Raw genomic sequence first — 13,413 nt, forward strand, 5'->3', positions numbered from 1 at the left:
ACGCCCAAAGCAAAGCCTTGGGCGTTGTGTTTATCCGTGCATTGGAGCGATAAACTGGCGCAATCACCAAGATCCATACCCTGACTTAGAAATGGGCTTTAAGTACCGTCTCTTGGTCGAGCAAGCTTTGGTACAAGGTAAACTGGTTGGCAGCACGGTCCAAATTATGGCCTTCGCGGTGGATATGGAAATACACATCACCGTTAAGATAATCCGTTAAAAATCGCACGCCTATCATCAAACAAATCACCCGCGCACCGAGCCACAGACTGCGTTTTTCGTCTTCTGTTAAGACATCACCCAACTCGCTCAAGTAGCCACGGCAAATTGCGGCGAAGATATCTTGGCGCACTTGGACTTTATCCAAGGCCGTTGAGTCTTCTTCCTCTGGCGAGCAGAAGGTGCGGACCATATCACCAAAGTCATACATCAGATGACCTTTCATGCAGGTATCTAAATCGATAATCGCCATACTGGACATGTCGCGTTTATCGAAAAGCATATTATTGATTTTGGTGTCGTTATGGCAAATTCGCAGCGGTAGTTTTGGCGATATTTCCGCAAGTTCATCCAGCAAAGCCTGCTGAGATAACGCGTAATCGACCCAATGACGGCAAAGATCTAAACGGTGTTGGCTATCGAGTTCGGCGGCCTGTTGCAACAAAGCCATGCGTCCCGGTAAATGGTGAAATTGAGGGATCACATCTTCGAGCTCTGTCGCATCAAAGTCACTCAAGGCTGAGGCAAAATGACCAAAGGCCTTGGCCGCCATTTCTGCTTCTTGTTCCGACTTAACCACTTCAATGCTGAGACTATGGGGCAAGTAACTGATCGCGCGCCAAAATCCTTGTTCGCCTAAATCGATAGCCAATTCACCCTCTTGGGTTAAACAAGGGCTAACGACTTTCAGGCCGTATTGTTGCTGCAACGACTTAGCGCATAAATGATGGCTAATTTTATCGGCATTGCTAACCAAAGCGTTGGGCGTTTTAAATACCTCAGTATTAATTCGCTGCAATACTAATTCGCCCGCAGGCCAGCGCACCAAAAGGGTGTCATTGATGTGGCCATTACCGAGGGCAGAAATTTTTGCCTCGGCAGATTCAATACCAAAATGAGGCAACACTGACTGCCTGATGAGTTTAATCACTCAATAACTCCGTTAATTTTTGTTTTACCCAGACAGTGTCCTGCGGATAAGTCACGCCGAGCCAGGGCTCGCAGGCAACATCGACATAGACAGGCAAACCTTGCTCAATGCCCGCTTGTACTATGGCGGGCAAGTAACATTCAGACTTAGGTTGTTGACCCTGTTGCCCGATAAATTCGGTTAATTCACGTTTAATAACATCAAATATGCTTGGGGAGAAGCCCCAGCATGTCATAGAGACCAGGGACTCGGGCGGCAAACTCGCATGCCCTTGTGGGCCATCACCTACCAATTGGCCACCTTGCTCGGCGATATTGAGCCATTCGGCAACCGATTTAAGCTGACCATTTTCAACCTGACACAGACCCCGGTTAACACCGCCGTGCTCCGACAAAGTGAGTTCTATGGGATAGGCCACCATCATCCACTCTGTCGGTCTCATACTTAAGCCATTGGCTAAGGAAGCAAAAGCGCTATCACCATAAAAATCATCGGCATTGATAACGGCCATTGGCCCTTTAATAAGATGGCGCGCACTCCACAATGCATGAGCCGTGCCCCAAGGTTTAAGCCTGTGGCTGAGATCAACCAGCTGCGCCGCTTCGGGTAAATCCGTTAGCGCTTGATAGCAAAAATGATAGGCAAAATCGGCGGGTAAAAACCGTGTCAGTATCTCAGTTAATTCAGTTTCTAACTCAGGGCGGATCACCAGCACAGCACGCTGAAAGCCACTGCGAATGGCCGACATGATCGATAACACCAACATGGGTTCGCCGGCGGGACCGAGCGCTGCCAATTGCTTATCGCCGCCGAAACGACTGCCTAGCCCTGCAGCCATAATGACTAAGGTCAATTCTGTATTCATGCTGGATTGATATATTCAGTTCAAATTTAATGATGTTTCCCCAAACCGCCACGCCCAATGCATAGCGCATTTAAAACGCGGTTTGAGAAAAAGAGGAGCAAAAGTGTAATCTACCCCTCTAATTGTGACTAGCATTTAAGCAGAATTTTTATCGACTTAAGTTGCAGGCCTAAGCTGCGACTTCATTTACTGATCTAACTTATAGACCTAACTTGCAAACTTAACTAACGCGCGATGTAATCACCAAAAGTACGATTCTGTTCCAGTATCGCTTGGCTGCCCTTAAGGCTGAACTTATACCCGCACAGGCTGATACTGCCACGGCGCGCAAGGTCCACTATGATGGCTTGGGTGTCGAGTGGCGTGAATCGCGCTTCGGTTGCTGAGTCGGCTTTCAAGTCCACAGTCACAGGGCGATAGTCAGTGCCATTGTTAAAGGACAACAAGCTACAGGTTTTATCGCCTTTTGCCGTCGCTAAGGACCACAGGTTTTGCGCTTCACCTTTCTCACCGAGCCAACGCATGATCAAGATGTCATCCTCCAGCGCCACAGAAAAGCCGTCCGGTAGCGCGAGCGTCACCCGCTCACCCGCATAGGGCGCAATTGCGTTAACCGTGACCACTTCTGCGCCATCACCCGTCTCAGCGTCACCATTTGGCCAAAGACCCCAAACCAAGGCGAACAAGACCACAACACCACAACCAATCCCCGCAGGACGCCAATAACGGCGTTCCAGTTTAGGTAACTTAATCTTAGGCAATACAAAGAAACGTTTCAGCGGCGCTAGAAACTCGAATAGACCGCGAAACAGCTCAGTCATCGAGCCAGAATCTTTCGCTTCGGCGCGGCGTTGACGCACTTCTTCGGCATGATCTCGATCGTTAAAGCTATCTAGTTCGTCATCTTCTTCGGCGGCAAAACGCCAACCAGGTTCTGTACTGCGTTCGGCAGGATCTAATTGGGCGGCGTTAAAGTCGACATGTTTTAAATCAACCTTGGCGACATCAACGTCGACTAAATCAATATTGGTCTGCTCAATACGGCTAGCATTCGCTGGGCGAAAATCCGCATGACTGTCGGGCACCACAAAATCGGCAGGATTCTGCGTCATCCGAGTAAGGGCATCGAAGCGCAGTTCATCTTGGCGCTGGGCTTCAAGTTCGGCATCCGCTGCGCTTATCGTCGAGGCGACTATTGGTTCAGCGACTGTAGATTCTACGACCGTTGATTCAGCGACTATTGGTTTAGCGGCAATGGGTTCAACATGGGCAGATAAATCCACCACTGGCTCAGAGGCCGTTGCGGCGCTAATGGCCTGCGCATGCGACAGCTCAACATGCGGTTCATGTCGCTCAACTTGAGGCTGCGCTTGAATATGGGCGGTCGATTTAGCTGCCTGTCTTGCGGCAACGTCTGGAGTTTCTATTTCTTTAGCCGCCTTTGGAACGATAGTCGGCTCCACACGGCGCCTAGGCATAGCCTGCGATGTTGGCGCATCCAGCTCTGGGCCGAAATAACCGTAGCGATAATCCACTATCGTTGGTGCCGGTAAACGCCAGCCCCAAAATGTCAGCCCCGCGGCTAACGCTAAACTCAGGCCGATTAAGGCAATATGTGCATCGGCCATTAACAGGCCGATGAAAATCAATAAGGGCAAAAGGAATAGGCCAATCAAGCCTTTTGACTTATCGGCATCGGCCAAACGACGCAAACTGGCGAGCCCCAATAACGGTAGGCCTAACAATGCCAGCAAATACATCAGAAAATTAGCCCCAAAAGCAGCGGCGGCAAGTGCAATACAGGCGTAAACGCCAACACTGATTGCGACAAAGCGGGGACGAGAATCACGCCCGTGAAGGCAAAAAAGAGATTTTAACAGCACGACCCTTCCTTTATTGTTGTAAAAACGAGATACAAAAAGACACTCATTGCCTTATTCGCACGAGCGTAACCAATTTACCCGCAATTGTCAGTGCCTACGACCCTAGTCGGATAAAAATGCGCATAATATCGAAGTAAATCTAAAATAGGCTTAAATTGCTGGCCTACTAGCCCTAGTATTTCTATGGTCAAAATCGGTATAATGCTCGGCTTTCTGGGCCCTTCTTGCGTTAACCAATTGGATATTTAGCTCATGACCGCACGCGGAAATTTATTTATTGTGTCGGCGCCAAGTGGCGCAGGTAAATCCTCGCTGATCTCGGCCTTGCTTAAAGACAAGCCCGCTGACATGCAGGTTTCGGTATCACATACCACCCGCGCGCCACGCCCAGGTGAAGTCGATGGTCAACACTATCACTTCGTTAATGTTGAGCAATTCAAAGCCTTAATTGCTGAAAATGCCTTTTTTGAATGGGCAGAAGTGTTCGGCAATTACTATGGTACCTCGCGCCATGTGATTGAACATACGCTCACCCAAGGTATCGATGTGTTTCTCGATATCGACTGGCAAGGTGCCGAGCAAGTGAAAGCCGTGATGCCCGATGCCGTTGGTGTGTTTATTCTGCCACCCTCGAAAGCCGAGCTAGAACGCCGCCTCACCGGCCGTGGACAAGACAGTAGCGATGTGATCGCCAGCCGTATGGCACAAGCCGTATCGGAAATGTCCCACTATAAAGAATATGATTTTATTATCGTCAACGACGATTTTGACACTGCCTTAGCCGATTTGCGTGCCATCATTCGCAGTCAGCGCTTAACAGGTGCTAGTCAGATCCACGCGCAAAATGATATGCTTCACGATCTGTTGGCAGGATAGCTGTCATAGTGTACAATTTTGCGTCATTTTTTCCCTAGATAAACTGGAGTTTCAACACATGGCTCGCGTAACTGTAGAAGACGCCGTAGAACAAATCGGCAACCGTTTTGATATGATCTTGGTTGCGGCGCGTCGTGCTCGCCAAATCGCCGTGCAGGGTAAAGACCCTATGGTTGAAGAGATGAACGACAAACCAACGGTTATCGCCCTGCGTGAAATCGAACTAGGTTTAGTTAACGCTCACACTTTAGATGCTGATGAGCGTCAAACGGTACGTGAACGTGAAGCCGCTGAAATTGCAGCGGTTGCAGCCATTGCTGAAGGCCGTTCATTATAAGCGTTATTGAGTAAACACCTATTTAGGTAAAAGGAGAGCTGCCACTTGTATCTGTTTGAAGGTCTAAAGGAGTCTGCTTCCGGTTACTTAGAACCCGAACAGGTAGAATTGCTCAAGCAGGCGTACCAGATCGCGCGTGATGCCCACGAAGGGCAAATGCGCACGAGTGGCGAACCTTATATTACTCATCCGGTTGCGGTTGCCCGCATCCTTGCTGACATGCGTCTTGATCATGAGACGCTGATGGCAGCACTGCTCCATGACACTATCGAAGATACCCATGTCACCAAAGACGATTTAGCCGAACTATTCGGTGTCGCGGTGGCTGAGCTCGTCGAAGGCGTGTCAAAGCTCGATAAGCTTAAATTTCGCGACAAGAAAGAAGCTCAAGCTGAAAACTTCCGTAAAATGATGATGGCGATGACGCAGGATATCCGCGTTATCCTCATCAAGCTTGCCGATAGAACCCACAACATGCGTACCTTAGGCGCACTGCGTCCCGACAAACGTCGCCGTATCGCCCGCGAAACCTTAGAAATCTACGCGCCCATCGCTAACCGTCTCGGTATCCATAACATCAAGACAGAGTTAGAAGACTTAGGTTTCCAAGCTTATTATCCCATGCGATATCGGGTGCTTAAAGAAGTCGTTAAAGCCGCCCGTGGCAATCGCAAAGAATTGATCCAAGGCATTGAAGCCGCTGTGTATACGCGCTTAAACGATGCGGGTATTCCAGGGAAAGTCAAAGGTCGCGAGAAAAACCTCTACTCCATCTATAACAAGATGCAGAGTAAAGAGCTGCAATTCCAAGAAGTCATGGATATCTACGCCTTTAGGGTGATAGTCGATTCCATCGACACTTGTTATCGCGTACTCGGTGCCATGCACGGACTGTACAAACCTCGTCCCGGTCGTTTCAAAGATTATATCGCTATCCCCAAAGCCAACGGTTATCAGTCACTCCATACCTCTTTATTTGGTCCACACGGCGTGCCCGTTGAGATCCAAATTCGTACCGAAGATATGGATCAGATGGCTGACAAAGGGGTAGCAGCACACTGGGCCTACAAAGGCGGTGCGCAAACAGGCCAAGGCACGACGACTCAAGTGCGTGCCCGTAAGTGGATGCAAAGCTTGTTGGAATTACAACAAAGCGCCAGCACCTCATTCGAATTCGTTGAAAACGTGAAGACGGAACTCTTCCCAGAAGAGATTTATGTGTTCACCCCTGAAGGTCGCATTCTGGAATTACCTGTCAATGCCACCGCGGTAGACTTTGCCTACGAAGTGCATACTGATGTGGGTAATACTTGCGTCGGAGCCCGCGTTAACCGCCAAGCGTATCCGCTTAGCCAGCCGTTAATTTCAGGCCAAACCGTTGAAATCATTACAGCTAAAGGCGCACGTCCTAATGCCGCTTGGCTGAACTTTGTGGTAACAGGTAAAGCCCGCGCCAAAATCCGCCAAGTGCTGAAAAGCCTTAAGGGTGATGACGCAATTGCGCTCGGTCGCCGCCTGCTCAACCATGCGCTCGGCAAAACTAAACTCGACAGCATTGCGCCTGAGCAGATTGAAAAAGTCATTCGCGATACCAAACATACCACGCTCGATTCACTGCTCGCCGATATCGGCCTTGGCAATGCCATGAGCATAGTGATCGCCCAGCGCTTAATTGGCGATAATCTTGAAAATCAAGAAAGCCGCGACGGCCACATGATGCCAATCCGTGGCGCTGAAGGCATGCTCGTTACCTTCGCCAACTGTTGCCGCCCAATCCCAGGTGACGCCGTAATTGCCCACGTGAGCCAAGGTAAGGGCTTAGTGGTACATATGGAAAACTGCGCTAACATTCGTGGTTATCAAGGCGAGCCTGACAAGTATATTCCTGTGCAATGGGATAATGTCGAAGGCGTTGATTACCAAGCCAATCTGCGGGTCGAAATCGTTAACCACCAAGGTGCACTGGCGAAGATCACCTCGATCATTGCCGCCGAAGGTTCGAACATTCACAACCTCAGCACTGAAGAACGTGATGGCCGCGTGTATTTGATTAACCTGCGGATTTCGGTGAAAGACAGGATCCATTTAGCCAACGTGATGCGCCGAATTAGGGTACTGCCCGAAGTGCTGCGTACGTCCCGTAATCGTTAATTAACTCAACATTAGAGAGAGCGTCATGGCAGAAAAAATCATCATAGCGACCGAAAACGCCCCTGCGGCCATCGGCACTTATTCACAGGCCGTCAAAGTCGGCAGCACAGTGTATTTATCCGGCCAAATTCCGCTTGTGCCAAGCACAATGCAAATTGTCAGCGATGATTTTGAAGCGCAAGTGGTGCAAGTATTTGAAAACCTAACCGCCGTTTGTACTGCTGCGGGCGGTTCAATCAACGATATCGTTAAGCTCAACATCTTCCTGATTGATTTAAGCCACTTTGCAAAAGTGAATGAAATCATGAGCCGTTACTTCAACCAGCCCTACCCTGCCCGTGCAGCTATCGGCGTGAAGCAATTGCCGAAGGATTCTCAAGTTGAAATGGATGGCGTGATGGAGCTGTAAGCTCTCGCATTGCCCTTCAACCAACAACAAGGCGCTGCGGCGCCTTTTTTGTTGCCGCCCCCCCCTCTTTCCAGCTTACTATTCTCTTCATCTTATTTTCATACTCAGCTTGTAGGCTTTGGGCTCCATTCTCATATTTTACAATCCTGTAAACTATTTGCGCGGGCTCACAAAACTCGCCATACTGGGTGCAGCCAAAATAACAATAAAGAACAGGGAATTGCCAATGGATACAGCGATTAAGACGCCAATTGAAATGCTGGCGCACTGGGCTAAGACTCAGGGGGACCAAGTCTATTTACGCCAACCTATCAAGGGTCAATTCCTTGATTTTACTTGGGCCGAAGTGCAAGAAAAAGTGCAGCAACTGGCCGGTGCCTTACACCACTTAGGCCTAGAGCGCGGAGATAAGATTGCCGTACTCTCTAAAAACTGCGCCGAGTGGTTTATCACCGACCTCGCGTTGATGCACGGCGGCTATGTCAGCGTGCCGATTTACCCAACGGCCAACACAGATACCATTCGCTATGTGTTGCAACATAGTGGCGCAAAAGCCATTTTCCTCGGCAAGCTCGACCATTGGGCTGACCAAGAAGCCGGTGTCGGCGGCGAACTGTTACGCCTTGCTATGCCCTACGATACAATGCCAGCCCAATATCAATGGGAGCAATTACTTAATCTCGGCTATCCACTCGTCGATGCGCCGCTGCCGACGCCTGATCAAGTGATGACGCTTATCTATACCTCTGGCTCGACGGGCCAACCTAAGGGTGCAATTCAAACCTTCGCCAGCTATGGCTGGACCTGCCAAGCGGTAGTGCGTGATTTACGCACCGACGGCAATGACAGACTGTTATCCTATTTACCTTTAGCGCACATCACAGAGCGCGTCGCGATTGAAGGCTCATCCTTCTATTCCGGCAGTGTGGTCGCTTTCGTTGAAAGTCTCGACTCCTTCGTCGCCGACGTGCAAAGAGCAAAACCGACGGTATTCTTCTCAGTGCCGCGTTTGTGGAGCCTGTTCCAGAAAAACATCATAGATAAAATTGGTGTCAGTAAACTGAATCTATTGCTAAAAATCCCGTTAATCAGCAGCTTAGTAAAACACAAAATCCATAAAGGCTTAGGTTTAAACCATTGTCGTTTACTCGGCTCTGGCTCTGCGCCCATTCCGCCGTCGCTGATCCACTGGTATCACAGCATTGGTCTGAATATCTGTGAAGCTTGGGGTATGACAGAAAACTGCGCCTACTCGATTATTAACTATCCCTTCGATGCCCGTAAAATTGGCACTGTGGGTCGCCCGGTTGAGGATTGTCAAATCCGCCAAGGCGAAGATGGTGAGCTGCTGCTCAAGAGCCCAGGGCTGATGACGGCTTACTATCTTCAGCCAGAAGCGACTGCAGCGGCGTTCGATGCCGATGGTTTCTTCCACACTGGCGATTTGTGCTCCATCGATGCCGATGGTTGCGTGACAATTACCGGCCGAGTGAAGGACAACTTCAAAACCGCCAAAGGTAAATATGTCGCGCCCGTGCCGATTGAACGTAAATTGGCGCAGGACCCGCATGTTGAACTGATCTGCGTGATTGGCTCTGGCCTGCCGCATCCGATCGCATTAGTGCAATTATCCGAAGGCGCTAGTTTGCAGGCCCGCGAAGAAGTCCGCGCTTCACTGAAGGCGACACTCGATAGCGTTAATCCGCACTTAGAGTCACATGAACATGTCGATGCGATTATCGTGGTTAGCGATCCTTGGACGATTGAAAACGATGTGCTAACGCCGACGCTGAAGATCAAACGCCATGTGCTTGAAAAAGCGTTTAGCGAACGCGTTGATGGTATTCGTGGCGCTCAAGTTCGCTGGGAAGATGAGTTAACACAGAAATAACTCAGCAAAACAGAGAGATAGCCAATGTGGTTATCGGCTCAAATCTAGCACGCCTCGGCGTGCTTTTTTATGACATATTCTGTCAAATTTCGATAAAACCACGTATCATGTGCGTCTGTCGGCTAAGGGATGATTCCCTTGTACTTTCCCATTCAATATAGGTTTAACAAAGTCCCGTGATGCTAATTACACTCTCGATTATTGGCGGTTTTATTATTTTAACCTTAGGCGCCGAAGCCCTAGTCCGTGGCGCGAGTTCTATCGCCCTACGCTTAGGTATTACGCCACTTATCATAGGCTTAACTATTGTTGCCTTTGGTACTAGCGCACCAGAACTGGCCGTGAGTGTCAAATCTGCCCTCGCCGGAAACAGTGGTATCGCCTTAGGAAACGTTATCGGCTCTAACATTGCAAACATAGGTTTAATCCTAGCGATCACGGCACTAATCCGCCCTATCCAAGTGCAATCTCAAGTGGTGAAGCGCGATATCCCTTTGATGATATTGGCTTCTATGCTGTTCTGGGGGCTCTTATTAGACGGTGAACTCAGCCTAATTGACGGTGTAATACTGCTTTCACTGCTGTTTGGTTATTTAACCTTTAGCTACATCAGCTCGAAAAACAGCAATGATGAGGAAGAAATTGAAGCGGGGCCGAATAACCCACTACTTTCTGGCTTGTTCATCCTAGTCGGCATCAGCATGCTAGTTGGCGGCGGTATTCTGTTTGTAAACGGCGCAGTAGATTTAGCAAAAACCTTCGGCGTGAGCGAAGTCATTATCGGCTTAACGATCGTGGCGATTGGTACCAGTATGCCAGAGTTAGTGACCTCAGTGATTGCGGCATTAAAAGGCCAAAGCGATATCGCTATCGGCAACGTTGTGGGCTCTAACCTGTTCAATATTTTGGGCATTTTAGGCGTTACTGCCATAGTGCATCCAGTGTCGTCACTCGGCTTCCAACCCTTCGACTTTATGGTGATGCTAGCCTTAGCCGTTGTGATTCTGCCTTTTGCATGGACGGGATTGCGCATCGGCCGCCGCGAAGGCTCTGTACTACTACTGAGCTATTTAGGCTATATGGGTTACTTGATCAACCAAGCGAGCGCTCAAGCTTTGGTATAACACTCAGCGGTAATTCCCACTTAAAACACCGGAGCCTCTCCGGTGTTTTGCTATCTGAGTTTCGCACTTTTTAAAAAAGACAAGTTTAACACCCTTCAACTAATGACATTTGTCATGCGAAAGCCATGACCTTTGTGTCTGCATTTTTCCTAACGAATTTCTGATAATGAGTCCGTACCCAAGCACTGGGAAACTCACTCAATAAGGAAATACCATGAAGACATTACTACTCGTTTCAAGCTTAGCGCTTATCAGCAGCCACGCGTTTGCAGCGTCGCCCTCTAACGCCAATATCACCAGCATAGATACGGCCTCAAACTCGATGAACCTAGCGCAGCTACAACAACTGAGTGCCAGCACTCAAGATTACGACAAAGCCTATGCGAACTATCGCTTAGCCATCAGCGCCAATGTCATGGGACAAAAAGCCCTCGCCATTAGTGCTCTGACCAATGCGCAAACGGCTCTGGAAGCCTTAGAAACCAGCCAAGCTGACGCCGAATCCCTAGCGCTGTTATCGTCGGTTTATGGCATGCAAATCGCTTTAGACAATAGCAAAGGCGCAACGCTCGGGATGAAATCAGCCAATGCCATTGCCAACGCCGAACAATTAGCACCTCAAAATCCGCGGGTCGCATTGGTGAAAGCCATCGCCGCCTATAACACCCCAGCTATGTTTGGCGGCAGCAAGCAAAATGCTAAGACGCTCGCCACTACCGCCATAGAAAGATTCGCCCAACCTTGCGACGACATTTGTTGGGGCGAAGCCGAAGCTTATACCTGGCGTGGACTCGCTAAACAGGAATTAGGCGATACCCAAGGCGCGATTGAAGATTGGCATCAAGCCATCAAAGTGCAAGCAGATTACGGTTGGGCAAAATTTTTGCTTCAACAAAATAAGCAATTAAGTGCAAACTAGATCCCATTGTTAACAGGGACTGATGGCGCTGACCCCAGCGCCAACCCCTAAACAGAATAAATCAAGGCAGATGCCTCCTTTAGCATTCAAGGGGCAACTATGAACAATCAACACAGTTTCACAGAGGCATCATGATGAGCACTCCCCTTCAGCTCGAACGAAAACTTGCTTGGGTGTATTTGATAAACTTAGTGTTTTATCTTATCCCTCTAGCCATAAATCCCTATCCAAGCTGGAAAATCGCCCTCAGTTTTGCTGTGTTAATCCCTTTTATTGCCAGCTATTTTTGGACCTATAAGTGCAATAACCGTAGCGCCTATCGGCCCATTCTGATTATGGTGGCGATAGCAATAGCGATCACCCCAATCAACCCAGGATCTATCTCACTCTTCACTTTTGCGGCTTTTTTCATTGGTTTTTTTTACCCTCTACGGACCTGTCTATTGGCGCTTGCTGCCATCATCGGCCTACTATTTGCCCTCAATGAGATTTACCACTTTAACAGTTACTACTTTCCGCTTTACGGCTCGGGGTTAGTGCTCGGCGTGGGTATGTTTGGTGTTGCCGAACGCAGACGTTATCGGCATAAATTAAAAGAACAGCAAAGTGCCCAAGAAATTACCACCTTGGCCACTATGCTTGAGCGTGAGCGTATCGCGCGCGATCTACACGACATTATGGGCCACAGCTTATCTTCGATTGCGCTTAAGGCGGAACTGACCGAAAAACTGCTGGAAAAACAAGAATACCAACTGGCCACTACCCAGCTTAATGAACTCGGTCAAATCGCCCGCGAGAGCCTCAGCCAAATTCGCCATACTGTATCGGATTACAAACATAAAGGACTCGCGGATAGCGTGACACAACTGTGTAAACTATTGAGGGAAAAAGGGATCAGTGTCGAGCTAACAGGCAGTATCCCCAAATTACCCGCCAGAATGGAGAGCCAGCTAGGGTTAATTGTCACTGAACTGGTGAATAATATTTTACGCCATAGCGGCGCAAGTCAATGTATTATCGACTTTATTCAACAGCCAGATCGACTAATCCTTGAAGTCAAAGATAATGGCACAAGTAAACCTATCGCCGAAGGCAATGGCCTCACTGGCATACGCGAACGTCTCGACATTTTAGGTGGCAGCTTGAGCTATAATCTCGAACAAGGATATGCATTTACCGTCAGTTTACCTTTGCAGGGAGCAACAGATTAATGAAGATTTTATTGGCGGAAGATCAAGCCATGGTGCGTGGCGCACTCGCAGCACTCCTCACGCTTGCGGGAGGCTTTAATATCACCCAAGCGAGTGACGGCGACGAAGCCCTTAACCTACTCAAACAACAAAGTTTTGATCTCTTGCTAACCGATATCGAAATGCCCGGGCGCACAGGCCTTGAGCTGGCCGCTTGGGTAAAGGAGCAACACAGCCAAACTAAAGTTGTGGTCATTACTACCTTCGGCCGCGCTGGCTATATCAAACGCGCCATCGAAGCCGGTGTCGGCGGGTTTCTGCTTAAAGATGCCCCCTCGGAAACCTTAGTCAACGCGATTCAACAAGTGATGGCGGGTAAACGGATAATTGATCCTGAACTGGCCATGATGGCAATTGGTGACGTCGACCCACTCAACGATAAAGAACGCCGCGCCCTTCGCCTCGCTAGCGAAGGTAAATCCACCGCCGACATCGCCGAAACCCTCTTTATCGCCGAAGGCACAGTGCGCAACTATCTCTCCGAAGCCATAGCCAAACTCAATGCCAGCAACCGAATCGATGCAGCGCGGATCGCCAAACAAAAGGGTTGGCTGTAAT

12 protein-coding genes are annotated in these 13,413 nt (G+C 49.2%); 9 read left to right on the forward strand and 3 right to left on the reverse strand.

Annotation, left to right across the window (positions count from 1 at the left end; translation table 11 throughout):
- Nucleotides 1-85 precede the first annotated feature (85 nt).
- From AYJ58_RS00920 to AYJ58_RS00930, 3 genes are all read right to left on the reverse strand, one after another.
- Nucleotides 86-1,150 (reverse strand): phosphotransferase enzyme family protein, encoded by a 1,065-nt coding sequence (locus AYJ58_RS00920; RefSeq protein WP_198555561.1) that lies wholly within the window; start codon nt 1,148-1,150, stop codon nt 86-88.
- Complete coding sequence (locus AYJ58_RS00925) at nt 1,143-2,015, reverse strand: NTP transferase domain-containing protein (RefSeq protein ID WP_106648350.1); 873 nt, start codon at nt 2,013-2,015, stop codon at nt 1,143-1,145. The genes AYJ58_RS00920 and AYJ58_RS00925 overlap by 8 nt, the downstream gene beginning before the upstream one ends.
- 224 nt (nt 2,016-2,239) lie before the next feature.
- Entirely contained in the window at nt 2,240-3,898 is a 1,659-nt protein-coding gene (locus tag AYJ58_RS00930; protein ID WP_106648351.1) for a hypothetical protein, read from the reverse strand.
- 252 nt (nt 3,899-4,150) lie between these two features.
- Here AYJ58_RS00930 and gmk point away from each other — a divergent pair, with 252 nt between their 5' ends.
- From gmk to AYJ58_RS00975, 9 genes are all read left to right on the forward strand, one after another.
- The gene (gene gmk, locus AYJ58_RS00935; RefSeq protein WP_106648352.1) at nt 4,151-4,774 is read left to right on the forward strand and encodes a guanylate kinase; all 624 of its coding nucleotides are present in this window, start codon (nt 4,151-4,153) and stop codon (nt 4,772-4,774) included.
- Between the two features lie 58 nt (nt 4,775-4,832).
- Nucleotides 4,833-5,111 carry a DNA-directed RNA polymerase subunit omega gene (gene rpoZ / locus AYJ58_RS00940; RefSeq protein WP_007651394.1) on the forward strand — a complete coding sequence of 93 codons (279 nt, stop codon included), beginning with the start codon at nt 4,833-4,835 and terminating at the stop codon, nt 5,109-5,111.
- Nucleotides 5,112-5,156: 45 nt separating this feature from the next.
- Complete coding sequence (spoT, locus tag AYJ58_RS00945; protein ID WP_105251161.1) at nt 5,157-7,262, forward strand: bifunctional GTP diphosphokinase/guanosine-3',5'-bis pyrophosphate 3'-pyrophosphohydrolase; 2,106 nt, start codon at nt 5,157-5,159, stop codon at nt 7,260-7,262.
- 25 nt (nt 7,263-7,287) lie between these two features.
- Entirely contained in the window at nt 7,288-7,671 is a 384-nt protein-coding gene (locus AYJ58_RS00950; RefSeq protein WP_106648353.1) for a RidA family protein, read from the forward strand.
- A 226-nt stretch (nt 7,672-7,897) separates the two neighbouring features.
- Entirely contained in the window at nt 7,898-9,562 is a 1,665-nt protein-coding gene (locus AYJ58_RS00955) for an AMP-binding protein (protein ID WP_106648354.1), read from the forward strand.
- A 179-nt stretch (nt 9,563-9,741) separates the two neighbouring features.
- Nucleotides 9,742-10,686 carry a calcium/sodium antiporter gene (locus tag AYJ58_RS00960; RefSeq protein WP_106648355.1) on the forward strand — a complete coding sequence of 315 codons (945 nt, stop codon included), beginning with the start codon at nt 9,742-9,744 and terminating at the stop codon, nt 10,684-10,686.
- 214 nt (nt 10,687-10,900) lie between these two features.
- On the forward strand, nt 10,901-11,605 hold the full coding sequence (locus AYJ58_RS00965; RefSeq protein ID WP_106648356.1) for a hypothetical protein: 705 nt from the start codon (nt 10,901-10,903) through the stop codon (nt 11,603-11,605).
- Nucleotides 11,606-11,736: 131 nt separating this feature from the next.
- Nucleotides 11,737-12,816: a sensor histidine kinase gene (locus AYJ58_RS00970; RefSeq protein ID WP_106648357.1), complete on the forward strand. Its 1,080-nt coding sequence runs from the start codon at nt 11,737-11,739 to the stop codon at nt 12,814-12,816.
- A complete protein-coding gene (locus AYJ58_RS00975; protein ID WP_106648358.1) occupies nt 12,816-13,412 on the forward strand; it encodes a response regulator transcription factor in 597 nt (198 codons plus the stop codon). The genes AYJ58_RS00970 and AYJ58_RS00975 overlap by 1 nt, the downstream gene beginning before the upstream one ends.
- Nucleotide 13,413: the final 1 nt, after the last annotated feature.

This window comes from Shewanella sp. Pdp11, from assembly GCF_002838165.1.
GTDB classification, from domain to species: Bacteria; Pseudomonadota; Gammaproteobacteria; order Enterobacterales; family Shewanellaceae; genus Shewanella; species Shewanella hafniensis.

Excerpts from the sequence above, each read along its gene's own strand:
- AYJ58_RS00925 (WP_106648350.1), bottom strand. The coding sequence starts at position 2,015 with ATGAATACAGAATTGACCTTAGTCATTATGGCTGCAGGGCTAGGCAGT.
- gmk (WP_106648352.1), top strand. The coding sequence starts at position 4,151 with ATGACCGCACGCGGAAATTTATTTATTGTGTCGGCGCCAAGTGGCGCA.
- rpoZ (WP_007651394.1), top strand. The coding sequence starts at position 4,833 with ATGGCTCGCGTAACTGTAGAAGACGCCGTAGAACAAATCGGCAACCGT.
- AYJ58_RS00950 (WP_106648353.1), top strand. The coding sequence starts at position 7,288 with ATGGCAGAAAAAATCATCATAGCGACCGAAAACGCCCCTGCGGCCATC.
- AYJ58_RS00955 (WP_106648354.1), top strand. The coding sequence starts at position 7,898 with ATGGATACAGCGATTAAGACGCCAATTGAAATGCTGGCGCACTGGGCT.
- AYJ58_RS00960 (WP_106648355.1), top strand. The coding sequence starts at position 9,742 with ATGCTAATTACACTCTCGATTATTGGCGGTTTTATTATTTTAACCTTA.
- AYJ58_RS00965 (WP_106648356.1), top strand. The coding sequence starts at position 10,901 with ATGAAGACATTACTACTCGTTTCAAGCTTAGCGCTTATCAGCAGCCAC.
- AYJ58_RS00970 (WP_106648357.1), top strand. The coding sequence starts at position 11,737 with ATGATGAGCACTCCCCTTCAGCTCGAACGAAAACTTGCTTGGGTGTAT.
- AYJ58_RS00975 (WP_106648358.1), top strand. The coding sequence starts at position 12,816 with ATGAAGATTTTATTGGCGGAAGATCAAGCCATGGTGCGTGGCGCACTC.